This window comes from Stenotrophomonas sp. STEN225 (assembly GCF_056756445.1).
This window is the reverse complement of sequence record NZ_JBRRBV010000009.1, coordinates 126,401-150,221: the sequence shown is the minus strand read 5'-3', so window position 1 is coordinate 150,221 and position 23,821 is coordinate 126,401. Positions and strand designations below refer to the sequence as shown.

The window sequence follows — 23,821 nt, the reverse complement described above, 5'->3', positions numbered from 1 at the left end:
CAGGTCCCCCTAGTTTACTCGCTGGCGATGGTCGGGCCGGCCTGTTGTTCGCTGCTGCCGCCGGCGCTGGCGGCAGCCCGCTGTGCCCGGGCACTCAGGCGCTCGTCGATCACCGCGGTCATCAGGGCGCCGACGAAGAACACCGCGGTAGCGTAGTAGATCCAGACCAGCGCGATCACCAGGGCGCCCATCGAACCGTAGGCGCTGCCGGGCGCCACGGTGGCGATGTAGACGCCGATGCCGTAGCGCCCCAGGGCGAACAGGAGCGAGGTGATGGCCCCGCCGATGAAGGCCTGGCGCCAGGCCACGCGACGGTCGGGCAGATAGTGGTAGAGGAAGGCGAAGGCCAGCGTGTACAGCAGCAGCGTGGTCACGTAACCGATGGCCGGCAACACCGATGGCAGCTGCGCGAATACCACCTGCAGGGCGGTGGTGGCGGTCATCGACAGGATCAGCAGGAAGCCCAGCGCCAGCACCACGCCGAAGGAGAACACGCGCTTGCGCAGCCAGGCCTGGACGCCTTCCAGGCGCTGGCCGCTGGTATGGAAGATGCGGTTGAGTGCGTTCTGCAGCTGTGCGAACACGGCGGTGGCGCCGACGAACAGCAGCAGGGTGCTCCACAACCCAGCCAGCGAGCCCATGCTCGGCTGGCTGTTGGCGTTGTGCAGCACGGTATCGGCCACGCTGGCCACGCTGCTGCCGGCCACCGAGCCGATCTGGCTGATCAGCGCCTGCTGCGCGGGCGGGTACAGCGAGGCGGTCAACCACAGCAGCAGCACCAGCAACGGCGCCATCGACAGCAGGGAATAGAACGAAACCGATGCGGCCTGGGTCAGGACGTCGATTTCGACGAAGCGCTTGGCCACGGCCATCGGGAAGCTGTCCTGCAGCTTCTCCAGGCGCGATCGGACGATGGGCAGGAAGGTGCGGGGATGCGGCATCTACGGCGTCGGCTGGAGCGGTACGGGCTTCCTTTTCTAGCAGATGCCGGCGTTGCGGCAGGTGAAGTGGAAGCGCGGTCGCAGAATGCAGCGAAGTCCGCGTTATCCTTCTGCCCGGACCGAGGGCGCGCTGGGGCTGCCGCCGCGGTATCCGGGCCCACCGCCGGTGTGCGGGGCCACGACAATCCAACTTCTCTGCAAAAGGACGCGTTATGAAAGGGATGGTCTGCACCACGATGGTGTTGCTGCTGGCGACGAGCGGTTCGGCCGCTGCGGCGTCCACGGCCTGCGAAAAGGCCTTCAAGACGGTAGGGGATCCGCGCAATGGCGCGATGTACATGGCCGACCTGACGGTGCCCGGTCTGAAGGTGCAGAGTGCACTGGACCAGCTTCGCAAGATCGGTGCCGATGACCAGTTCGAGGTGGGCGGCCAGCTGGTGGAAGGCGATACCGGCAACCAGTACCTGATCCAGACCAAGGGCCTGCGCACGCCGCTGGTGCTGATCGGCACCGCCGACCGCAGCGGCCGGGTCACCCTGGCCACCAAGCTGGCCCGCGGCCAGACCATCGCCCAGGAGGATGCCCGCAAGTCGATGTGCGACATGCTCGACAAGCTCAAGGGGGGCAGCCAGGGGGACGCGCTGGCCGCCGCTGCGCGCGCGCAGTATCCGACTTCCGTGGCGGAGGACGTGACCGCGCCGGACCTGTCCAAGAAGATGGGCAAGGAGGTGCGCGATACGATGGCGGCCTACAACGCTGCGGGCAGCTTCAAGGACCTGCTGCTGGGCACCACCACCAACAAGGAAGACCTGGGCGACCGTTCGGCCACCTTCCTGCCGGTGTATGCCAAGTACATCGGTCGCCGCTACCGGATCGACGGCCAGATCTACACGGTCAACTCGAACAGCTACTCCAGCCGTCCGGGTGAGGTCGGATCGATCAACTACCTGGTGACGCCGACCCGTGGCCTGTTGCGGATCCGCCAGAATGACACCTTCAACAACAACAACTACACCATCCGTTGCGAATTCGCTCCGGACCAGGCGGCCAACTTCGCCATGCTGCGCGAGCGCGACTGGGCCAAGCTGGAAGGCGAGGTCAGCGCGGTGGAAGGCAGTTCCATGACCCTGCGCAACTGCCGCCAGGTGTAAGCGCTGGCCTGGCCGCTGCAGCAATGACAAGGCCCGCGTGAAGCGGGCCTTGTCGTGTCCGGCAGGGGCGGTGGCGGATCAGCCAGCCAGGGCCTGCTTGACCAGCTTGGACACCACGCCCATGTCGGCCTGACCGGCGAGCCTGGGCTTCAGCGCCCCCATCAGCTTGCCCATGTCGGCCGGGCCGGTGGCACCGGTTTCGGCAATGGCGGCCTGGATGGCGGCGGCGATCTCGGCCTCACCCATCTTGGCGGGCAGGTAGGCCTCGATGACCACGATCTCGGCACGCTCGATCGCGGCCAGGTCTTCACGGTTGGCCGCTTCGTACTGGCTGACCGAGTCCTTGCGCTGCTTGACCATCTTGTCCAGCACGGCGATCACGGCGGTGTCGTCGAGCTCGATACGCTCGTCCACTTCCTTCTGCTTGATCGCGGCGTTGATCAGGCGGATCACGCCCAGCTTGTCCTTCTCGCCCGCCTTCATGGCGGCCTTCATGTCATCGGTGAGCTGCTGCTTCATGCTCATGGGAGACCTCGTGGTGGTAGTGGGGCAGGGCGGTTGCCCGGGCCCGGAAACGCAAAAAGCCGGCGACGCTCGCGCGTGCCGGCTTCGGCTTCACCGCGGAAGGACGAACCCGCCGCAATGAAGATGCGTCCGATCAGTACAGGCGCTGACGCTTGGTGACGTCGCGCGACGAGCGGCGCAGCTGACGCTTCACAGCAGCGGCGGCCTTGCGCTTGCGCTCCTGGGTCGGCTTTTCGTAGAACTCGCGCTTGCGGGTTTCGGCCAGCACACCGGCCTTTTCGCAAGTGCGCTTGAAGCGGCGAAGAGCAAACTCGAAGGGCTCGTTCTCGCGGACTTTGACGCTGGGCATGGAATCTCCGGGACACAGTAGAACCGGGTCACGCCCGGCGAGCCGCACATTATAGCGGCGAATCAACAAACTGCAAGCACGCAAGCCTGAATGCGGGCCAGCAATACGGATGCAGTGGGATCTGCACGTCACCCCGAGGGGGCGGCAGGGGCGTCATAATAGCAGGCATGCGAGTCCTTGGCATCGAATCTTCCTGTGATGAGACCGGCGTGGCGGTGTACGACACCGACCTGACCGGCAGCGCGGCCCTGCGCGCCCATGCGGTCTACAGCCAGATCGCCCTGCACGCCGAGTACGGCGGTGTGGTGCCCGAGCTGGCCAGCCGTGACCACGTGCGCAAGCTGCTGCCGCTGGTCCGGCAGACCCTGGCCGAGGCGGGCCTGGGCGTGGACGACATCGATGGCGTGGCTTATACCGCTGGCCCCGGGCTGGTCGGTGCGCTGCTGGTCGGTGCCGGGGTGGCCCGTGCCCTGGCCTGGGCACTGGAGGTGCCGGCCGTGGGCGTGCACCACATGGAAGGGCACCTGCTGGCGCCCTTGATGGAGGACGATCCGCCGCAGGCCCCGTTCGTGGCCCTGCTGGTGTCCGGTGGCCACACCCAGCTGGTGGCGGTCGATGCCATCGGCCGCTACCGCCTGCTGGGCGAGACCCTGGACGATGCGGCCGGCGAAGCCTTCGACAAGACGGCCAAACTGATGGGGCTGCCCTATCCCGGCGGCCCGCAGCTGGCCAAGCTGGCCGAACAGGGCACCCCGGGGGCCTACCGTTTCGCGCGGCCGATGACCGATCGCCCGGGTCTGGATTTCAGCTTCTCCGGCCTGAAGACCCAGGTGCTGATGGCCTGGCGTGACAGCGACCAGAGCGACCAGACCCGCGCCGACATCGCGCGCGGTTTCGAGGATGCGGTGGTGGAGACCCTGTCGATCAAGTGCGAACGCGCGCTGGAAGCAGCCGGCACCAATGTGATCGTGGTGGCCGGCGGTGTCGGTGCCAATACGCGGCTGCGTGCCCGCCTGCAGCAGATGGCCGAACGGCTCGGGGGGCGTGCCTGCTTCCCGCGGCCGGCGCTGTGCACCGACAACGGCGCGATGATCGCTTTCGCCGGCGCCCTGCGCCTGCAGGCCGGGCAGCACAACCCGCCGAAGGTTGACGTGACCCCGCGCTGGGACATGGCGACGCTGCCCGCAGTGTGACCCGCGGCGCACCCATCCACACAAGCTGCGACCGTAGCGGCGGACGTGCCGGGATCCGGTCGTTTCAGGCAGTGGTGGTTCCGTGCCGTTACCATGACCGTCTGTTTTCCGGCTGGTAACCGCAATGGACAAGGTTTTCATCGAGGGGCTGACGATCGACGCCCTGATCGGCATCTACGATTGGGAACGGCGGATCCGGCAGGACCTGGTGTTCGACCTGGAGATGGGTTTCGACAACCGGCGCCCGGCAGCGACCGACGATATCGCCCATACCCTCAACTACAAGGCGGTCAGCAAGCGGCTGGAGCAGTTCGTGCGCGAATCGGAGTTCGGCCTGGTCGAGACCCTGGCCGAACGTTGCGCGCAGATCGTGCTCGACGAGTTCGATGTGCGCTGGCTGCGGCTGAAGCTGAGCAAGCCGGGAGCGGTGCGCGGCGCGCGCGCGGTCGGCGTGATCATCGAGCGCGAACGCGGCTGAAACAGCAGCGTCGGCCGGCGGCCGGCAACTTCTTCATGCGAAATGACTGAAACAGGAGACGACTGATGGTGGATGCGGTGGTGGCGGTACAGTGGATGGAGCGGCTGCAGAACACACTGGAACCCTATCCCGGCGCCTACCTGGCGTTGATGATTTCGGCCCTGCTGCTCGCGGCGGGCCTGGCCAACTGGGTGACCAAGCGCATCCTGGTGCGCGGCCTGCGCCGTCTGCTGCAGCGCCTGCCCGGTGCCGAATCCGGGCGTGGCAGCCATCTGATGCGGGTCATCTCGCGGTTGTCCAACGTGGTGCCCAGCCAGGTGATCGCCTCTGGCATCACCCTCATTCCCGATCTGCCGCCCGGGCTGGTCAGCGTCATCGTCAAGCTGTGCATCGTGTGGGCGGTGCTGACCGTCTCGCTGGCCTTCTCGCATGCGCTGGATGCGGCCAACAGCCTGTACGAGCGCAAGCCGGATGCGCGCAACAAGCCGATCAAGGGCTACCTGCAGGTGGTCAAGATCGTGATCTTCGTGGCGGCCGGCCTGGCGATCATCTCCACCCTGCTGGGCGTGGCGCTGGGCCCGCTGGTGACCGGCCTGGGTGCGGCCACGGCCGTGCTGATGCTGATCTTCCAGGACACCATCCTCTCGCTGGTGGCCAGCGTGCAGATCAGTGGCGATGGCCGCGTGCGCATCGGCGACTGGATCGAGATGCCGAGCCAGAACGCCGATGGTGACGTCATCGACATCGCCCTGCACACCATCACCGTGCAGAACTTCGACAAGACCATCACCACCATCCCGACCAAGAAGCTGGTGACCGAGTCGTTCAAGAACTGGCGCGGCATGCAGGAGGCCGGTGGCCGCCGCATCAAGCGCGCGCTGTATCTGGACCAGCACAGCGTCGGCTTCCTGGACGAGGGCGACCTGGCCTTCCTCGGTGAGTTCGCCCTGCTGCGCGACTACCTGCGCGACAAGGAGCAGGAGCTGGGGCAGTGGAACGGGCGCCTGCGCGAACAGGGCGTGGCGGACGTGAACAGCCGCCGGGTGACCAATCTGGGCACGTTCCGGGCCTATGTGGAGCGCTACCTGCGCAGCCACCCGGGTATCCACACCGACATGACCCTGCTGGTGCGACAGCTGCAACCGACCACCGAGGGCCTGCCGCTGGAGCTGTACTGCTTCACCCGCACTACCGCCTGGGCGGAGTACGAGGCCGTGCAGTCGGACATTTTCGACCATCTGCTGGCGATCCTGCCGGCCTTCGGCCTGAGGGTGTTCCAGGCGTCCAGCGACGCCATGTTGATGGCCGGGCAGCGCCAGTCGGCCCGCTCGGAGTAAGCTGCCGTGCCGCCCGCGGGACCGTACGGACCCCGCTGGTGGATGAAACTGAATGCCGAAACCTCTCGCCAAATGGCCCGGGATCGCTAGAATGCCGGGCTTGTAAACGTTTTCATCAAGGACTGCCGGTGGCCTCCGAACGCATCGAATCCCTCATTGCCCAGATGACCGTCGAGGAAAAGGTCGGCCAGCTGGGTGTTTTCGCGGACATGGTCCGCCCGTTCGCCCCGGACGTGAACCCGGAAGCCAACGTGCGCAATGCCGACCAGGTGCTGCAGCAGGTGCGCGAGGGCAAGGTCGGCTCGCTGTTCAACGGGGTGGGCGCCGAACTGGGCCGCCGCATCCAGCAGGTCGCGACCGAGGAGAGCCGGCTGGGCATCCCGGTCATCCTCGCGGCCGACGTCATCCACGGCATGCGCACCGTGTTCCCGATCCCGCTGGGCGAGGCCGCCAGCTTCGAGCCGGACCTGGCCGAGCGCACCGCCCGCGCCACTGCGGTCGAGGCCACCGCCGCCGGCCTGCACTGGACCTATGCGCCTGCCGTGGACATCGCCCGCGACCAGCGCTGGGGCCGTGGCGCCGAAGGCGCAGGCGAGGACGTGGTGCTGGGCTGTGCCTTCGCCGCCGCCCGTGTGCGCGGCTTCCAGGGCAGCGACCTGCGTGCCGCCGATTCGCTGCTGGCCACGCCCAAGCATTTCGCCGCCTATGGCGCGGTGATGGCCGGCATGGAATACAACATGGTGGACATCTCGCCGCAGACCCTGCGCGACGTGCACCTGCCGCCGTTCAAGGCGGCCTTTGATGCCGGTGCGATCACGGTGATGTCCTCGTTCAACGACATCAACGGCGTGCCGGCCAGCGCCAATGCAGAACTGCTCACCGACATCCTGCGTGGCGAGTGGAAGTTCCCGGGTGTGGTGATCTCCGATTACACCGCCGACATGGAACTGGTGGCGCACGGCTACGCCGCCGATGACCGCGACGCCACCGCCAAGGCCTTCACCGCAGGCCTGGACCTGAGCATGCAGAGCGGCTTCTATGCCGAGCACCTGCCAGGCCTGGTGGAAAGCGGCGAGGTGCCGATGGCGGTGCTGGATGAGGGCGTGCGCCGCATCCTGTGGCTGAAGGAAACCATCGGCCTGTTCGACGACCCGTACCGGTCGCTGGACCCGGCCCGCGAAGCGGACGACTCGCACATCGCCGCACATGATGAGCTCTCGCGCGATGCCGCGCGCCGTTCGATCGTGCTGCTGAACAACCGTGACAACGTGCTGCCGCTGCAGAAGACCGGGCAGAAGATCGCGCTGATCGGCCCGTTCGTGCAGGACCGCGAAAACATCGAAGGCTGCTGGACCCTGTTCGGCGACAAGCAGCGTTATGTGGACCTGGAAACCGGTGTGCGTGCCGCCATCGGTGACGCGTCGCTGCTGGAGATCGTGCCCGGTTGCGATCTGGAAACCGCGATCCCCGGGGGCACCGAAGCCGCCGTGGCGGCTGCGCTGCGTGCCGACGTTGTGGTGTTGGCGCTGGGCGAGCCGCAGCGCTACAGCGGCGAAGCGCAGTCGCGCGTGGAGATCACCTTGCCGCCGGCGCAGCAGGCACTGGCCGAGGCGGTGGCAATGACCGGCAAGCCGCTGGTGGTGCTGCTGCGCAATGGCCGCGCGCTGGCCCTGCAAGGTGCGGTGCGCAATGCACAGGCCGTGGCGGTCACCTGGTACCTGGGCACGCAGACCGGTCATGCGGTGGCCGATGTGCTGTTCGGCGACTACAGCCCGTCCGGCCGCCTGCCGGTCAGCTTCCCGCAGGTGTCCGGCCAGCAACCGTATTTCTACAACCATCCGCGCACCGGCCGCCCTGAACTGCCGACGATGTCGGAGTTCAAGGCACGCTGGCGCGAGATTCCCAACGAGCCGCTGTATCCGTTCGGTCATGGCATCGGCTACACCACCTTCGCCTATGGCGTACCGCAGCTCAGCACGGCACAGCTGGGCTGGGACGACACCCTGACCATCACCACCACGCTGACCAACACCGGTACCGTGGCTGGCGAGGAAGTGGTGCAGCTGTACATCCATGACCGCGTGGCCAGCCGCGTGCGGCCGGTGCGCGAGCTGAAGGACTTCCGCAAGATCGCACTGCAGCCGGGCGAATCCACCGATGTGGTGTTCACCCTGCATCGCGAGCAGTTGGCGTTCACCGGCCGCGATGGCGTGCTGCGTGCCGAGCCGGGCCTGTTCGAGCTGTGGGTGTGCGCGTCGTCAGCGGCTGGCGAGCCGGTGCAGTTCGAACTGCTGAAGGGCTGAACGGGAACGGTAGCGCCGGGCCATGCCCGGCGTCGTCACCCACACGCCGGGCATGGCCCGGCGCTACCATCGCTGTGGGTGTGCGCGTCGTCACCCATGGCAAACACGCCGGGCCTGACCCGGCGCTACCATCGGGGTTCGTGATCCGATGGAGCCCGACCATGCGCAAGAGTGCTTTCCTTGCCCCCGCGCTGCTGCTGGCAGCCTGTGCACAGCCGGCGCCGCCGACGGCTCCGGAGGCAACGCCCGCTGCTGCACCGCCGGCCGAACCCGTGCAGGCAGCGCCGGCAGCACCTGCGGCACCCGCGAGCGAACAGACCGAAGATGCGCGCGCGCGCATCGAGACACTGCTCGGTGACGCGGCGCAGTACGAGAAGGTCTTCACTGCCTTCAGAACGGCGGTGGTCGGCGGTGATCGCGCGGCGGTCGTCGAGGAAATACGTTTCCCGTTGAACATCAGCGGCGGAAAGACGATCGCCGGACCGGGCGAATTCCAGCGCAGCTACGAGAAGATCATCACGCCGGCCGTGGTCAAGGCGGTGTCCGCACAGGATTTCGGCAAGGTGTTCGTCAACCAGCAGGGCGTGATGATCGGCGATGGCCAGGTGTGGTTGAGCGGCCAGTGCCTTGATGCGGCCTGCACCCGGACCGAAGTGAAGGTCATCACCATCCAGTGAGCGTGCGGGGTGACGGGCTCTGGCCCGCCACCCTGCGTTTCCTGATCAGGTCTTCGGCGTGAGCTTGAGCAGGCGCGCCTTGCTGCCATCTTCAAGCAGCCACAGCGCGCCATCGGGCCCCTGTTCCACTTCACGGATGCGCTCACCCATGTTGAAGCGTTCCGCCTCGCGCGCGTTGTCGCCCTCGAAGGCCACGCGCACCAGTGATGTGGAGGACAGGCCGCCGATGAAGCCGCTGCCCTTCCACTGCGGGAACAGGGTGCCGCTGTAGATGACGAAGCCCGCAGGCGAGATGACCGGCGTCCAGGTCACCTTCGGCGCGGCGAACTCCGGGCGCGTGTCGTGGTCGGGAATCGGCCGGCCGTCGTAGTGGTCGCCGTTGGATACCACCGGGTAGCCGTAGTTGGCGCCCCGCACGATCAGGTTCAGTTCGTCTCCGCCCGCCGGCCCCATCTCATGCGCCCACAGCTTGCCGTTGGCATCGAAGGCCATGCCCAGGATGTTGCGATGGCCCAGCGACCACACCTGTGCTGCCACGCCGCCCTGTGACGCGAACGGATTGTCCGCCGGCAGGCTGCCATCGTCGTTGAGGCGGATGATCTTGCCGAGGTTGCCGCCCATGTCCTGCGCGGGGTCGAACTTCTGCCGTTCGCTGGAGCTGATCCAGAGCTTGCCGTCCGGACCGAACACCAGGCGATGGCCGTAGTGGCCCTGCCCGCTGACCTTCGGTGTCTGTCGCCAGATCACCTTCAGATCCTTGAGCTGGCCACCGCCGTCGGCGTCCAGGGCGAGCGTGGCGCGGGCCACCGCGGCGCCGCGGGTATCCAGCGTGCCTTCCTCGGCATAGCTGAGGTAGATCACCTGGTTGCGGGCAAAGTCCGGGTGCAGGATGACGTCGCCGAAGCCGCCCTGGCCACCATAGGCGACCTTCGGTACGCCGGTGATCTCATGCTTCTGGCCGCTGGCCACGTCCAGGTGCTGCAGCTTGCCGCGCTTTTCGGTGACCAGCAGACTGCCATCGGGCAGGAAGGTCATTGCCCACGGTTGATCGAAACGGCTGACTTCCGTGGCGGTGAACGGTCGCTGGTCGGTTGCGGCCGCAGCGGGTGCAGCAGCGGTGGCGACAGTACCGGCAGTGCCGGATGCAGGATCGGCGGCGTTGCAGGCAGTGGTGGCGAGAATCGGCGCCAGGCCGAGGGCAAGCAGCAGGGGCGTGCGGGTCATGGGAATCTCCGGGGCGGGGATGCGGATGGCCAAGCGTTCCCTTGTATACCACTGCGGGTGTGACCGTCGTGGCCCGAAGGTCCTGCTACCCCCTGTGCGACGTGGGGCGGATCGTCTAGGGTGGGCACGCCCGGGCAATGCATGCCCGTCTGTCTGCCAAGGATCTGCAATGCACACTGTTCCGACCCACAAGCCGTCTCCCGCCTTCGTCGCCGCTTCCTGGGTGGCGCTGCTGCTTGGCGCGGTGGCTTATCTGATCGGCCTGTTCAACGCCGAAATGGCCCTGAACGAGAAGGGCTACTACCTGGCGCTGCTGCTGTACGGCCTGTTTGCGGCGGTATCGCTGCAGAAGAGCGTGCGCGACCGCGTGGAGGGCATCCCGGTCAGCGGCCTGTACTACGCGCTGTGCTGGTTCGCCCTGCTATCGGCGCTGCTGCTGTTGCTGGTGGGCCTGTGGAATGCCACGTTGCTGTTGAGCGAGAAGGGCTTCTACGCCATGGCCTTCGCACTTGCGCTGTTCGGCGCGGTCGCGGTGCAGAAGAACACCCGCGACCTGATCGCCGCCAACGGCGGCAATGCAAGCGGTCAGGCCGTGCCGCCGCTGCCGGAACACGATTGACGCCCGGATTGCGCAGAGCCGGGACCATGCCCGGCTCTGCCGCAGTGCCGAAGGACAGCCGGGCATGGCCCGGCCGCAGCGGGGCGTGCCCTCAGGTGCCGCGCGGTACGCCCCGGTCCAGGCGCTGGTCGAGGTTGACGGCTTCTTCCCAGCCGCGGCGGACGGCGTTGCGGGCCTGCGCCCACTCCAGCCGGCTCTTGCCGCGCTCGCTCGCCCAGCGCGACTCGAGTTCGGCTTCCACCTCTTCGTACGCGCGGATCATGTCCTGCGCGCGGGCAGCGTGGCCGATGCGATAGGCCGGCTCGTAGTCCTCGAAGAACAGCTGGTTGTCGTAATAGGGTTCAGCGGTGTAACGCTCGCGCCAGAAGTCGGAAACGGCCTGGCGCGGTGCGCTGTCATCCGGCACGCGGCCGGGGATCTGGTACTCGGGGCTCATCGATCGGGCTCCGTGGTGGATGAGCTTCGATCATGCCGCCATGGCGGTTAACAATCCGGTCCGCTCGCGTGAAGGGAAGGTGTCCTCCATCCGCGCCGTCGCTGCCGATCATCAGGCGCCCACATCCTTGCGCGGCAGTTTGTAGATCACTGCGCCGATGGCGAAGGCGACCAGTGCGGCGGCGATGTTCTGCCAGCTGGCACTGGCGAACAGGGCCAGGCAGAGCAACAGGGCCAGGACCGGAATCAGCGGCCCGCCCGGCAGCTTCAGTGCGCCCGGCCGGTCGGCGTAGCGCTTGGCCAGCACCAGCACGGCCGCCGCGGTTCCGATGTAGGCGAACAGTCGCGTGGTCATCGACAGCAGCGCCAGCTGAACGAACGAACCGGACAGCGCCAGGCCGAGGGCGATCAGCCCCTGGCAGAAGATCGCGGCAGCCGGTGTGCGGAAGCGCGGATGGACCTGCGCGAGGATCTTCGGCCCGTAGCCATCGCGGGCAAGCGCGAACAGGAAGCGCGGGCCCATCATCATCGTATTGCTGTTGGTGCCGAGAATGGAGATGGTCGCGCCGACGGTCAGGATCAACGCCAGTGCCTCACCGCCGAATCCGGCTGCGGCATCGGCCAGCGGTGTCGGCGACGACGCAAGCCCGGCCAGGGTGCCCTGCGCCACCACCTGCACCGCGCCGTAGATGACGGTGACGGTGATGATCATGGTGATCAACGCGAATGGAATGTCGCGACGGGGGTTGCGGTACTCGCCGGCTGCCGCCGGGATGTTCTCGAAACCAGCGTAGGCATACAGCAGCAACAATGCGGCCTCACCCATGCGCTGCAGGTCGTGCGGGTCCGGGCGCTGGCCGGAGAACGCCAGCTGCGGATCGATGTAGAACGCGCCGATGGCCACGAACAGCAGCAGCGGCAGCATCTTGCCGATCACCAGCACGATGCCGGTGCGGGCCGCCGAGCGCACGCCGATGATGTTCACGCCGGTCAGGAAACCCAGCGACAGCACGATCACGGCAAGGCGACCCGTGCCGGCCCCGGCCCAGGGCCAGAAGCGCGCGACCGCATCGGCCAGCGCATTGCTGAGTGCGGCCGCCGAGCTGATACGGGTCAGCCAGATCATCCAGCCGATCTCGAAGCCGGCGAAGCGGCCAAAGGCTTCGCGGGCATACAGATAGCTGCCGCCGGGTTCATCGAAGTAACTGGCGGCCTGCGCGTAGCACAGCACCAGCAGGGCCACCACGATGCCGGCGGCGACCACGCCCCACAGGCTGAAGGGGCCCAGCAGGGCGACGGTGGCCGCCGGCAGCAGATAGATGCCGCTGCCGATCACGTCGTTGATCGACAGGCCGACGATCTGCCAGCGGCTGACCGCGCGCTGCAGCTGCGGTTCGTCCGGGGCGCTCAACGCAACGCTCCGGTCAGGGCCGGCAGCTGCCACGGCCCCTGCAGGTTGTCGTACTCCGTCCTGGGCAGCAGGACGAAGACCGCGCGCGTGTCCGGCTTCAGCCAGGCCAGCAGGGCCGTCATGTGGCGCGGCCCCATTGCCGTACAGCCGGCCGTGGCCTCGCCCGGTTTGCGCCAGAGGTGGGCGAAGATGCAACTGCCCTTGCCCGGCCTGCGGCTGCTGTTATGCTCGATCACGAAGCCCTCGCGGTAGCGAACATCGCCCTTGTTGTGCAGGTCCAGCCGCATCGGTTCGGTGGAGCCTTCTACTGCGGCGGTACCTACGTCCGCCGCATCGACGATGCGGTTGTAGTAGCGCGAGGCGGGTACATCCATGCAGTAGTGGCTGGCCGTCATCGGCAGATACGGCATCGCGCTGGCGATCGTCGGCGCGTAGCCGAACGCGGGGCCGATATCGAAGACGCCGGCCGGACTGCGCCCGTCGCCTTCCGTTTTCTGCGGCCCCTGGTTGTGCAGCGACGCACGGCCCACGCCCCACGCGCTGCCCTCACGCCCCACGGCCACGGTGAAGGCCGGGCCGTGCGGGCGCCACGTGTCGTCGCTGCTCCTGCGCTCATAGGCCTGCAGCCGGCCCTGGGTGGCATCCCAGCTGTCGGTGACCACCACGATGGCCTGCAGACTGCGCGCCATCGGCGGCAGCGGGGTGAGCGCGCCAGCGGGCAGCGCGGTGGCCAGAGCGGTGACAGCGAGGGCGGTACGCAGCAGCGGCAGCATCGTGGACTCCAGTGAACCAGGGGTCGATCAGGCGTCGATCAGGTGTTCGATCCGTTCCAGGTTCACCCCGAGCTGGCGGTGGCGGTCCGGGTTGGCATGGCACAAAAGCACGAAGACGAAGTCGAGCAGGGACTGCAGTGAAGCACGGTACAGCAGCTGCGCCACGTGCGGTGCGGGGTCATGGGCGCAGACCACCAGTGACTGGTCGGCATGTGCGCGCAGCGGGTTGGCGGTGTGGCGGGTGATCGACACCACCTTCCCGCCCACGTCCTGGAACTGCCGCGACAGCTGGAACAGCTGCGGCAGCTTGCCGAACTCGGAGAACACCAGCATGGCATCACCGGCCCGCGCCGCTGACAGGTTGGCCATCATCAGGATCGGATCGGCATGGTGCACGGTCAGCATGCCCAGCAGCGACAGGCGCATGGCGAACTCGCGCGCGTACAGGCCGTCATCGCCAAGGCCGTACACGAACACTTTGGGCGCCCTGTCGAGCAGTCGCACGATGGCCTCCACATCAGCCTGCGCATTGGCCAGGCTGGTCTCTTCCTCGGCGGCTGCCCGGCTCAGGCGCAGGCGCCCGGCGATGTCGGCGTAGTCATCGGCGCTCGGCGACGGCGGGCGTGCCTGCGGATCGTGGCCGGCGCGCGCCACGTCCTGGCCGATCGAGTACTTCAGGTCCGGATAACCCTTGAAGCCCAGCTTCTGGCTGAACTTCACCACGCTGGACTGGCTGATGCCCAGCGCGCTGGCCAGCTGCTGCGACGAGTAGTCGCGCAGCAGGTGCGCGTTGTCGAGGATGAAGTCGGCGATGCGGCGTTCGATGGCCGACATCTGCCCGCGCTCGGAGCGGATTTTCACCAGGGGTGGCATGGGGCTCAGCGTGGGTCCGGTTGCAGGAAGGGTAAGCGGGATCAACGGTCGGCGGTAGCGCCCGTGCAGCGGCCTACCAGCGCGGCGGCGTGATCATCTCCAGCCCGCGCACCTCGGTGATTCCCAGCCCCGGCGCATCGCTGATGGTGATCTCCGACTCGTTGAAGTTGACCCCGCCGCTGACCGGGTCGAACTGGCCCAGCGAAGGGCCGTCCAGGTCGACCTTGGTGATCACATCACTCCTGGCCACGGCCAGGTGCACGGCCGCGGCCACGCTGATGCTCGATTCGATCATGCAGCCGATCATGCACGGCACGCCGTAGATGCCGGCGATGTCGGCGATGCGGATGGCATTGGACAGGCCACCGGTCTTCATCAGCTTGATGTTGATGATGTCCGCCGCGCGCTGCTGGATCAGGTCCATCACCTGGCTGGGACTGAACACGCTCTCATCGGCCATGACCGGCGTGTTGACCCGGTCGGTCACGTACTTCAGGCCACTGATGTCGGCGGCCTTCACCGGCTGCTCCAGCAGCTCCAGCACCACGCCGGCATCCTCCAGCGTGCGCATCGCGTGCACCGCCTGCTTGGCGGTCCAGCCCTGGTTGGCGTCCAGGCGCAGCAGGGCGCGGCCTTCAACCGCCGCGTGGATCGCCTTGACCCGCTCGATGTCCAGGCCGATGTCCTTGCCTACCTTGATCTTCAGCGACTCGAAGCCACGCTCGATCGCCGACAGCGAATCGGCCACCATCTTGTCGATGTAGTCCACGCTGATGGTGATGTCGGTGGTGATGACCGGGTCGCCGCCGCCGAGCATCTGGTACAGCGGCGCACCATGCAGCTGCGCCCACAGGTCGTACAGGGCGATCTCCACTGCGGCCTTGGCGCTGGTATTGCGCTCCATCGACGTCTGCACCAGCCCGCACAGGCGGTTGAGGTTGGCAACGTCCTGCCCGATCAGGCGTGGAGCGATGAAGTGGCGGATCGCTTCGATGATCGAGCCATGCGTATCACCGGTGATCACGGCGGTGGCCGGCGCCTCGCCGTACCCGGTGTGGCCGCTGTCGGTGCGGACCAGCACCACCACGTCCTCCACGGTTTCCACGGTGCGCAGGGCGGTCTTGAAGGGGGTCTTCAGCGGCACGCGCAGCATGCCCAGTTCAATGGCGGTGATCTTCATTCAGGGGTCTTGGCCCGCAGGCGCTGGATGTTGGTGATGCGGTCGATGTAACGGACCGTGTCGCTGGCCATCATCGGCTCCAGCGGCGTGACCGAAACACCATTGAGATGGGCCTGCACACGCGTGCCGTCGGCGCCGAACCAGCTGCCGCCGGCCGTATCGTGGATGACCCAGGTGCGGCCGTCGACGTGGCCGATGGCCATCATCACATGGCCGGGGATGTAGACCAGATCACCGACCTGCAGGCCGGTGACGGCACGTTCGCGCGCGGCCTTGCCATCCCTGCTGGTGAACGGCAGGCGATCCAGTGCCGGGCTGATCGCCTGGGCGCTGGTATTGCGCGGCAGCAGCACGCCGAAGCTGCGGTAGATTTCCGAAACGAAGCCGCTGCAGTCGCGGGTATCGTAGTCATGGCCCCAGCCATAGCGCTCACCCAGGAACTTGAACGCCTGCTGCAACAGCCGTCGAGGGGTCAGCGGCAGGTAATCGGCGACCGTGTCCTGCGAGCGCGGCAGCAGTGCCGGAACCAGCTTCAGTCGTCCATCGGCCTCGCGCACGGGCAGCTGCACCACCCATGAGGCGTGAGCCTGCTGGCCGTTGACCGGCGTGGCCGCAGGCCAGTCGGCCAGCACCGGCAGGCGCACGCCCATGTCCAGCTGCAGGCGCGAGACGCGCGGCTCTTCCGGCGTGTAGACGGTGTGCGCGGTGGCGCCGGTGACGATGCGGTACGGGCCGGCGCTGCCATAGCCGAGCACGCTGGTCTTGTCGCCGGTGGCCACGGCGTCCGTTTCGATCCATGCACTGTAACGCTCGCTGTGCACGAACAACCAGCGGCCATCGGTGCTGCGATGGACCACGGCGACCTTGTCACCGGGGAACAGCGCCGATTCCTGGAAGCGATCGATATCGGTATCGCCCACCGTGCTGAAGACCCGCTCGCGGGTCGGGAAGGTGCGCAGTGCGGCACGCTTCACCACCAGCCCGTAGTCGGGCGCCACCTGTGCGGGAATCGCATCCAGGCCGAGGTTGGCTTCGATGGCCTTGCGCACTGCCGGTGCGATCGCCTGCCCCTTGGCGTTATAGAGCGTACGCGTGGGCCAGCTCGACAGCGCCGTGATGCTGCTGCGTACCTGTGCCGCATCCAGCTGGGCGGGCAGGGCGGCGATGTCCTGGATATGGACATCCTCTGCGCGCATCCGTGCGTTCTGCGCCTGGATCTGTGCGCGGTCGAGGATCGGCGCATCGGCATCGTCCAGCCGGGCGGCCCAGTAGTCCGGGGTCAGGTAAGCCTCGTGCAGACCGATCACATACGGCAGCGGCGCGCCCGGATCGGGCGCGGCAGCCTGCACGAAGGCCGGTGCGGCGAACAGGCACAGGGCCAGGGTCAACCGGCGCGGCCACTGCCGGCGCGGTTCGCGGGAAGCCAGAATCATGCGCAGCACACCCTCCTCGAATGCCTTAAGGAATATTTATTCCTTTCGCTCGCGAAAGCAAGAATAAATTATTGACCGGTCCTCCGGCCCGTGTTACACAGCCGTTACCACCCGCTTGGGAAGTGTCGCTGTGGATCCTGCCGTTCGCAAACCGCGTCTGCCTGCCGCCGCCGGCCTGTGTGCCGCGCTGCTGCTGTGGGCGTCGGCCACGCACGCGGCAGACGCGCGCGACAGCCGGCAGCTGCAGGTGATCGACCTGATCGACAGCGGGCGCTTCAGCGACGCCCAGGCGCTGCTGGCGACCGGGCGCGATGCTGCCGACGACGCATTCCAGCGCGAGCGCATGCGCCGCATCCGCCTGGATTTTTCCCTCGACGAAGCGGCGGCCAAAGCGGCGGTGCGTCGCTGGATTCCGGATCTGACCGACGAGGAGTTCGCGCGCTGGGACCAGCTGGGGCTGATCGAGCACCTCGATATCGATGGCAGGCGCGCGTACTTCAAGCGCGCGCCCTCGAACCTGTTCCTGCTCAGCGATGAAGCGCGTGCACGCCGCCGCGCCGATGCACCGATGCCGTCTCCGGGCCCGAATGAAGTGCTCAACGCGCACCACGCACGTGTCGTTGCTGCTGCCGGTCAAAGCGGCCAGGGCTCGGTGCTGCCGCAGCGCATCGCGTTCACGCAGTCGCTCACGGTCAAGGCCGATGCGGTCCCGGCGGGCGAAACCGTTCGCGCCTGGATTCCCTATCCGCGCGAGATTCCAGGCCAGCAGGAGCGCGTGCAATGGCTTGGCAGTACACCGGACAAAGCACGCGTGGCACCCGCCGGTACCCTGCAGCGCACCGCCTATCTGGAAGCGAAGGCCGTCGCCGGGCAGCCCACGCGCTTCGAGATCCGTTATGCCGTCACCCTGTTCGCCCGCCACACGGCAATCGATCCGGCCCGGGTGCAGCCGACACCGGCCGACGCCGCGCTGCAGCCTTACCTGAGCGAACACTTGCCGCATGTGCGTTTCACGCCGGCATTGAAACTGTTTTCCGACCAGGTGCTGCAGGGCGAAACACGCCCCTACGAGATCGTGCGCAGGCTGTTCGCGGCGGTCGATCGCATCCCATGGGCCGGCGCACGCGAGTATTCCACCCTCAGCAACATCAGCGACTACGCGCTGCGTGCCGGCCATGCCGACTGCGGCCAGCAGACGCTGCTGCTGATCGCGCTGCTGCGCATGAACGGCATTCCCGCGCGCTGGCAGTCGGGCATGGTGTTCTCCGACGATGGCAGCGGCTACAACAACCTGCATGACTGGGGACAGGTCTATCTGGCGCCGTATGGCTGGCTGCCGATGGATGTGACCACCGGTGCACTGGCCAGCGATGTACCTGCGCTGCGCGATTTCTACCTGGGTGGCCTCGACGGCTACCGCATCGCCTTCAACGACGATTTCGGCCAGCCGTTCGTGCCGGCCAAACAGCATTTCCGCTCGGAAACGGTCGACTCGCAGCGCGGCGAGGCCGAGTGGGCAGGCGGCAACCTGTACTTCGACCAATGGAGCTACGACTTCCAGTGGCAGGTACTGCCCGCCGGGCAACGCTAGCGCGACACACCACCATCGGCACCATTCAATTCTTGCAGGAGAGAGCAGGGGATGAAGGCATACAACATCAAGCGGGCGGCGCTGTGCGTCGCCCTGGGTACCTGTCTGGGCGTGATCGCGCCCGGCGCCTTCGCGCAGGATGGCTCCGTCGCCGGCCGGCTGGTCAGCGATGCCGGCCAGGTTCCCGCCGGCGCCACGGTCACGGTGCGCAATCCGGCCACCGGCTTCGTCCGCTCGGTACAGGCCGATGCCAACGGCAGCTATCGCATTCCGCTGCTGCCGGTGGGCACCTATGAGATGGAGGTGAGCCTGCCCGGCGGCGGTGCCAGCCGCGTCGGCCAGGTCACCGTCGGCCTGGGCAGCGCAACCACCGTCAATGTGCCGCTGGGTGCGGTCAGTACCCTGGGAACGGTGGAGGTGCGCGCGCCGCAGGTGGTATCGATGGTGGATGTGAAGTCCACCGAATCGGCCACCAACATCACCCGCGAGGAGCTGTCGCGCCTGCCGGTGGACCGTGACATCACCGCCGTCGCGCTGCTGGCGCCGGGCGCAGTGAAGGGCAAGGGCTCGCTGGGCGGACAGGGCATTTCGTTCGGCGGCTCGTCAGTGGCCGAGAACACCGTGTACATCAATGGACTGAACGTCACCGACTTCTACAACCGGGTGGGCTTCTCGTCAGTACCGTTCTCCTTCTACCAGGAGTTCCAGGTCAAGACCGGAGGCTATTCGGTGGAGTTCGGGCGCAGCACCGGTGGCGTCATCAACGCCGTCACCCGCTCGGGCAGCAACGACTTCAAGGCCGGTGCCGAGCTGGTGTTCGAACCCCGCGCATGGCAGTCGCAGGCCCGCGACCGCTATGACGGCCAGGGCAGCCGTTACATCACCGCCAGCCGCGACGACTACAGCCGCAGTGCGCTCAACGTGTTCGCATCCGGTGCCCTGATCCAGGACCGGCTGTTCTTCTTCGGCATGTACGAGGCCCGTGACTACCGGCCAACCTCGACCAACGACGCTGGTACGCGCCTGAGCCAGGGCAAGGCCGATGACCCGTTCTGGGGCGGCAAGATCGACTGGCAGATCACCGACAACCAGATGCTGTCGCTGTTCGGCTTCTCGGACAAGAGCAAGACGCTTACCGATGTCTACAACTACGACTATGCCAGTGGCCAGACGGTAGGCGAGCGCAGCAACCAGATCTACAACACCGTGGGCGGCAGGAACTGGTCGGGCACCTACAGCTGGCAGGTCAACAACGACCTGACCATGAAGCTGATGTATGGCGAGAACAAGCGCAACCGCGCGCAGAGCTCGTTGATGGACGAAAACTGCAACCGCGTGTTCGACAACCGTACCGCCAGCCAGGGCGTGCCCTCGCAGCTGCAGGGCGACCGCAGCTGCACCAGCAGCTCGCTGCTGGAATCGGCACTGGATACGCGCAAGGCCGCACGCGCCGACTTCGAGTGGACCCTGGGCGACCATCTGCTGCGCTTCGGCCTGGACCGCGAAGAGAACACCTCCGACTACAGCCGCGCCTATCCCGGTCCGGGTGGTTTCCGCTACGACATCTACTACCGCACGCCGGGCAGCTCGCTCAATGGGGGCATCGTGCCGGCCAGTGGCCTGGTCGCGCGCACCCGCCGGTATGAAGTGGATGGCTCGTTTGAAACCATCAACTCGGCGTATTACCTGGAAGACAACTGGCAGGTCACCCCGAACCTGCTGCTGAACATGGGCCTGCGCCTGGAAGCCTTCGACAACAAGGGCGGCGACGGCAGCAGCTACATCAAGATCGACGACATGCTGGCCCCGCGCCTGGGCTTCGCGTGGGACGTGCGCGGTGATGGCACCACCAAGGTGTTCGGCAACCTTGGCCGTTACTTCCTGCCGGTGGCCAACGTCATCAACATCAAGCAGGCCGGTGGCTTCCTGGACGAACGCACCTGGTACGAATTCCTCGGCTATAGCGGTGCCGCCAACAACGTGCCGAACCTGGGGGCACAGATCGGGCCGGTCGACAATTCGCAGGGTGATGGCAGCGTGCCGGACCTGCGTGCCGAAGTGAACCGGGACATGGACCCGGTCTACCAGGACGAGGCGATCCTCGGCTTCCAGCAGATGATCAACGAAGCCTGGTCGGTCGGCGCCAGCGTGACCTATCGGCGCCTGCACAACGCCATCGATGACATGAACATCACCGCCACCGGCCAATGCGGTGCCATCGACAGCGTCTGGATCATGGGCAATCCCGGGCGCAGCAATACCGTCTGGGGCGATACCAACTGCGACGGCAGCAACGACGGCTGGATCAGCATCGATACGTCGAAGGAAGGCTGGGCGCTGTATGACGATGACGGCAACTATGTTGGCCAGCGCGGCTGGGTGAAGCCCAAGCGCGACTACAAGGCGCTGGAGCTGCAGGTCGATCGCGCCTGGGATGGCAAGTGGGGCTTCAATGCGTCCTATACGCTGGCCTACGGCCGTGGCAACGCCGAAGGCCCGGTCAACTCCGATACCGACTTCGCCGATGCCGGTCGTACCGAGAACTTCGACAACCCCTGGGTGAACTACGGCGGCTATGGCTACCTGGCCAATGACCGGCGGCATCAGTTCAAGTTCCGTGGCAGCTATGCGTTGACCGAGAACCTGAGCGTGGCGGCGACGCTGGGCGTGCAGTCGGGCAGCCCGATCACCCGCTTCGGCGCCGGCAATCCGTTCGACGACACCGACTTCCACAGCTATTACGTGTGCGTCTCCAACTGCCAGGCGAGCGTGCCGTCCGAGCGCGTGTTCGTGCATTCCCCGCGCGGTGGCGATGGCCGCACGCCGTGGACCTACGACCTCGACGTCAGCGTGTCGTACAAGGTGCCGATCCCCACCGACCTGCGCCTGAAGCTGGCGGTGTACAACGTACTCAACCAGCAGCGTGTGGTGACGGTGGACCAGGACTACGAACCGCAGGACAGCATCGGTACGCCGAACCCGCTGTATCGTTATGGCACCGGCTTCCAGTCGCCGCGCTATGCGCAGCTGACGGTAACCTGGAGCTACTGACGCTGTGCCCGCGCCGCTCGAAGGGGCGGCGCGGGCAATGACACAAGGGAGCAGGCCTGTGCTTCAGCTGATCGTCCTTGCTGCACTTGCCACCTCGCCTGCTGCGTCGGCGGAGCCCGCGCGCTTTGATGCCGATATCGCCACCGTTGTCGCACGCGAGCACCTGCCTGGGGTGGCGGTGGCGGTGGTGGACCAGGGGCAGGTGGTGTACCGCCATGCCGAGGGCATGCGTGGCGATGGCGGTCGCGTTGATGAGGACACGCTGTTCAAGATCGCCTCCAACAGCAAGGCGATGACCGCCGCGCTGCTGGCACGGCTGGTGCAGCAGGGCCGGCTGCGCTGGGATGACCCCGTGCAGCGGCATCTGCCCGGCTTCCGCATGCACGACGCCTGGGTGGGGCAACAGATGCAGGTGCGTGATCTGCTGATCCACAACAGTGGCCTGGGGCTGGGCGCCGGTGACCTGATGCTGTGGCCCGAGCCCAATGCCTTCACCCGCGCCGACATCATCGCCGGGCTTGCGCATCTGAAACCCGTTACCAGCTTCCGCAGCGGCTATGCCTACGACAACCTGATGTACGTGGTCGCCGGTGAAGTGGCTGCTGCCGCAGGGGGCAAGCCCTATGACCAGCTGATGCGCGAGCAGGTGTTTGAACCGCTGGGCATGGCCCGTTGCCAGGTTGGCCGCTGGTCGGTGCGCGATGTCGGCAACGTCGCCCAGCCGCATGCGCGGCGCGACGGCCGCACGACGGTGGTCAACACCGATGGTGAGATCAGCGCCGATCTGCCATCGATGGCAGCCGGCGGCATCCGCTGCTCGCTGCGCGACATGACGCGCTGGATGCAGGTCCTGCTGGATCCCGACCTTGTGCCGGACTGGCTGGACACGCCACAGCGGCGGGCACTGTGGACGCTGCACATGCCGATGCCGCTGGGTGACTTGCAGCGGCGCTGGGACAACGCACACGTGCATGGGTATGGCTACGGCTGGCGCCTGTCGGACATCGATGGCCACTGGAAGGTGGCGCATACCGGCACTCTGTCCGGCATGTATTCGTCGCTGGCCCTGCTGCCCGACCGTGGCATCGGCGTGGTGATGCTGATCAATGGCGAGGGCGAGCAGGCACGTACCGCACTGATGCAGTCGATGCTGAAGGCGTACACCGCGCCGCAGGACCGCAGGCGTGCCGCCGACTACCTCGATGAACTGGAGCGCGCGCAGGCGTCCAAGCGTGCGCAGGGGCATGTGGCGCCTTCGACGGAAGGTGCGCGCGCCGTATCCGGCACGGCCTTGCCGCAGTGGCAGGGCCGCTATGCGGATCCATGGCTGGGAACCGCCTGGCTGTGCCCAGGCCCCGACGGCCTGCGGTTCCGCGTGGAGAAATCGCCTCGCCTGCAGGCCCGGGTGATGCAGCTGCAGCAGCGTTGGCTGCTGCGTTGGGATACGCTGGGTGAGGACGCGCAGGCGTGGCTGCAGCCCGGCGATGGCCCGGTGCCGTCCCTGCAACTGCGCGCGATCGACCCGGACATCGACTTCAGCTATGACTTCCAGGATCTGCATTTCACTCGCATTGGCGACTGCACTGGCGAGCCCCGCGCACGCCAGTGAGGCGCCGCGCATATCGTCGGCCACCGACGCGTCGCAGGCCGGGCTGGTGGAGATCCGCACGGTGTCGCCGGGAATCGAGCTGGACATCCGCTATGCCGGCGCCGGCAACTTCACGGGCGCACGCGTGCCTGGCTATGAAGCGCCGGCCTGTTATCTGCTGGCGCCGGTCGCGACCGCACTGGCACGGGTCGAAGCGGATCTGCGCGCGCAGGGCTTCGCTCTGCGCATCTACGACTGCTATCGCCCGGTGCGCGCGGTGCAGGCGTTCGTGGCCTGGGCACATGACCCCGCGGAGCAGTCACGCAAGTCACTGCAGTATCCGGATCTGGAAAAGCCGCAGCTGTTGAGCGAAGGCTACATCGCCGAGCGCTCGGGCCACAGTCGCGGCGCCACCGTGGACGTCGGCCTGCTGGCGTGCCGGCGCGACACGTGCACGCCGCTGGACATGGGCACCGATTTCGATTTCTTCGGTCCGCGCGCGCACACCGCGGCCGAGGGCCTGGATGACGCACAGCGGGCCCACCGTGCCCGTCTGCTGCAGGCGATGGCCCGGCATGGCTTCAGCAACTATGCGCAGGAGTGGTGGCATTACACGCTGCAGCCCGAGCCGGACCCGATGACCGCCTACGACGTGCCCGTTCGATAAGCACCGGCGGGTTCCGCGCCGC

General features: G+C 67.0%; 21 protein-coding genes. 11 read left to right on the top strand and 10 right to left on the bottom strand.

Annotated elements, in window-relative coordinates:
- Positions 1–14: 14 nt before the first annotated feature.
- Positions 15–941 carry a YihY/virulence factor BrkB family protein gene (locus ACVOJ1_RS11320; protein WP_053519482.1) on the bottom strand — a complete coding sequence of 309 codons (927 nt, stop codon included), beginning with the start codon at positions 939–941 and terminating at the stop codon, positions 15–17.
- Between the two features lie 212 nt (positions 942–1,153).
- Between ACVOJ1_RS11320 and ACVOJ1_RS11315 the strand changes: the two genes are divergently transcribed.
- Positions 1,154–2,092 carry a hypothetical protein gene (locus tag ACVOJ1_RS11315; RefSeq protein ID WP_229765859.1) on the top strand — a complete coding sequence of 313 codons (939 nt, stop codon included), beginning with the start codon at positions 1,154–1,156 and terminating at the stop codon, positions 2,090–2,092.
- Between the two features lie 78 nt (positions 2,093–2,170).
- Here ACVOJ1_RS11315 and ACVOJ1_RS11310 read toward each other — a convergent pair whose 3' ends face one another.
- Entirely contained in the window at positions 2,171–2,617 is a 447-nt protein-coding gene (locus tag ACVOJ1_RS11310; RefSeq protein ID WP_065175438.1) for a GatB/YqeY domain-containing protein, read from the bottom strand.
- A 133-nt stretch (positions 2,618–2,750) separates the two neighbouring features.
- Positions 2,751–2,966 (bottom strand): 30S ribosomal protein S21, encoded by a 216-nt coding sequence (gene rpsU, locus ACVOJ1_RS11305; RefSeq protein ID WP_002808376.1) that lies wholly within the window; start codon positions 2,964–2,966, stop codon positions 2,751–2,753.
- Between the two features lie 167 nt (positions 2,967–3,133).
- On the opposite strand from rpsU, the gene tsaD reads away from it, so the two are divergent.
- From tsaD to ACVOJ1_RS11280, 5 genes are all read left to right on the top strand, one after another.
- Positions 3,134–4,159, top strand: coding sequence for a tRNA (adenosine(37)-N6)-threonylcarbamoyltransferase complex transferase subunit TsaD (gene tsaD, locus ACVOJ1_RS11300; RefSeq protein WP_065175437.1), 1,026 nt, complete (start codon positions 3,134–3,136; stop codon positions 4,157–4,159).
- Between the two features lie 124 nt (positions 4,160–4,283).
- Complete coding sequence (gene folB / locus ACVOJ1_RS11295) at positions 4,284–4,637, top strand: dihydroneopterin aldolase (RefSeq protein ID WP_053519479.1); 354 nt, start codon at positions 4,284–4,286, stop codon at positions 4,635–4,637.
- 65 nt (positions 4,638–4,702) lie between these two features.
- Positions 4,703–5,974 (top strand): mechanosensitive ion channel family protein, encoded by a 1,272-nt coding sequence (locus tag ACVOJ1_RS11290; RefSeq protein ID WP_065175436.1) that lies wholly within the window; start codon positions 4,703–4,705, stop codon positions 5,972–5,974.
- Between the two features lie 128 nt (positions 5,975–6,102).
- Positions 6,103–8,277, top strand: coding sequence for a glycoside hydrolase family 3 N-terminal domain-containing protein (locus ACVOJ1_RS11285; protein ID WP_111186641.1), 2,175 nt, complete (start codon positions 6,103–6,105; stop codon positions 8,275–8,277).
- A gap of 161 nt (positions 8,278–8,438) precedes the next feature.
- Entirely contained in the window at positions 8,439–8,954 is a 516-nt protein-coding gene (locus tag ACVOJ1_RS11280) for a hypothetical protein (protein WP_065175434.1), read from the top strand.
- A 45-nt stretch (positions 8,955–8,999) separates the two neighbouring features.
- Here the strand turns inward: ACVOJ1_RS11280 and ACVOJ1_RS11275 are convergent, their stop codons facing one another.
- Positions 9,000–10,178, bottom strand: a complete 1,179-nt coding sequence (locus ACVOJ1_RS11275; protein WP_346480445.1) for a PQQ-dependent sugar dehydrogenase — start codon at positions 10,176–10,178, stop codon at positions 9,000–9,002.
- A gap of 169 nt (positions 10,179–10,347) precedes the next feature.
- On the opposite strand from ACVOJ1_RS11275, the gene yiaA reads away from it, so the two are divergent.
- Positions 10,348–10,797: an inner membrane protein YiaA gene (gene yiaA, locus ACVOJ1_RS11270; protein WP_346480444.1), complete on the top strand. Its 450-nt coding sequence runs from the start codon at positions 10,348–10,350 to the stop codon at positions 10,795–10,797.
- A 91-nt stretch (positions 10,798–10,888) separates the two neighbouring features.
- On the opposite strand, the gene ACVOJ1_RS11265 is transcribed toward yiaA, so the two are convergent.
- From ACVOJ1_RS11265 to ACVOJ1_RS11240, 6 genes are all read right to left on the bottom strand, one after another.
- Complete coding sequence (locus tag ACVOJ1_RS11265; protein ID WP_053519473.1) at positions 10,889–11,233, bottom strand: hypothetical protein; 345 nt, start codon at positions 11,231–11,233, stop codon at positions 10,889–10,891.
- A gap of 111 nt (positions 11,234–11,344) precedes the next feature.
- Entirely contained in the window at positions 11,345–12,643 is a 1,299-nt protein-coding gene (locus tag ACVOJ1_RS11260) for an APC family permease (protein ID WP_065175432.1), read from the bottom strand.
- A complete protein-coding gene (locus tag ACVOJ1_RS11255; RefSeq protein WP_346480443.1) occupies positions 12,640–13,416 on the bottom strand; it encodes a L,D-transpeptidase family protein in 777 nt (258 codons plus the stop codon). The genes ACVOJ1_RS11260 and ACVOJ1_RS11255 overlap by 4 nt, the downstream gene beginning before the upstream one ends.
- Positions 13,417–13,443: 27 nt before the next feature.
- Complete coding sequence (locus ACVOJ1_RS11250) at positions 13,444–14,289, bottom strand: MurR/RpiR family transcriptional regulator (RefSeq protein ID WP_065175430.1); 846 nt, start codon at positions 14,287–14,289, stop codon at positions 13,444–13,446.
- 73 nt (positions 14,290–14,362) lie between these two features.
- Positions 14,363–15,469 (bottom strand): dipeptide epimerase, encoded by a 1,107-nt coding sequence (locus tag ACVOJ1_RS11245; RefSeq protein WP_065182564.1) that lies wholly within the window; start codon positions 15,467–15,469, stop codon positions 14,363–14,365.
- Entirely contained in the window at positions 15,466–16,902 is a 1,437-nt protein-coding gene (locus tag ACVOJ1_RS11240; RefSeq protein WP_253119771.1) for an SH3 domain-containing protein, read from the bottom strand. Before ACVOJ1_RS11240 ends, ACVOJ1_RS11245 begins: the two co-directional genes overlap by 4 nt.
- A 130-nt stretch (positions 16,903–17,032) precedes the next feature.
- Here ACVOJ1_RS11240 and ACVOJ1_RS11235 point away from each other — a divergent pair, with 130 nt between their 5' ends.
- Genes ACVOJ1_RS11235 through ACVOJ1_RS11220 form a run of 4 tightly spaced genes read left to right on the top strand, consistent with a single transcriptional unit; the run spans position 17,033 to position 23,799 of the window.
- Positions 17,033–18,493, top strand: a complete 1,461-nt coding sequence (locus tag ACVOJ1_RS11235) for a transglutaminase-like domain-containing protein (RefSeq protein WP_346480442.1) — start codon at positions 17,033–17,035, stop codon at positions 18,491–18,493.
- A 51-nt stretch (positions 18,494–18,544) separates the two neighbouring features.
- Entirely contained in the window at positions 18,545–21,544 is a 3,000-nt protein-coding gene (locus ACVOJ1_RS11230) for a TonB-dependent receptor (protein ID WP_346480441.1), read from the top strand.
- A gap of 58 nt (positions 21,545–21,602) precedes the next feature.
- Complete coding sequence (locus ACVOJ1_RS11225; protein ID WP_197571908.1) at positions 21,603–23,153, top strand: serine hydrolase; 1,551 nt, start codon at positions 21,603–21,605, stop codon at positions 23,151–23,153.
- On the top strand, positions 23,086–23,799 hold the full coding sequence (locus tag ACVOJ1_RS11220; RefSeq protein WP_253119779.1) for a M15 family metallopeptidase: 714 nt from the start codon (positions 23,086–23,088) through the stop codon (positions 23,797–23,799). Before ACVOJ1_RS11225 ends, ACVOJ1_RS11220 begins: the two co-directional genes overlap by 68 nt.
- Positions 23,800–23,821 lie beyond the last annotated feature (22 nt).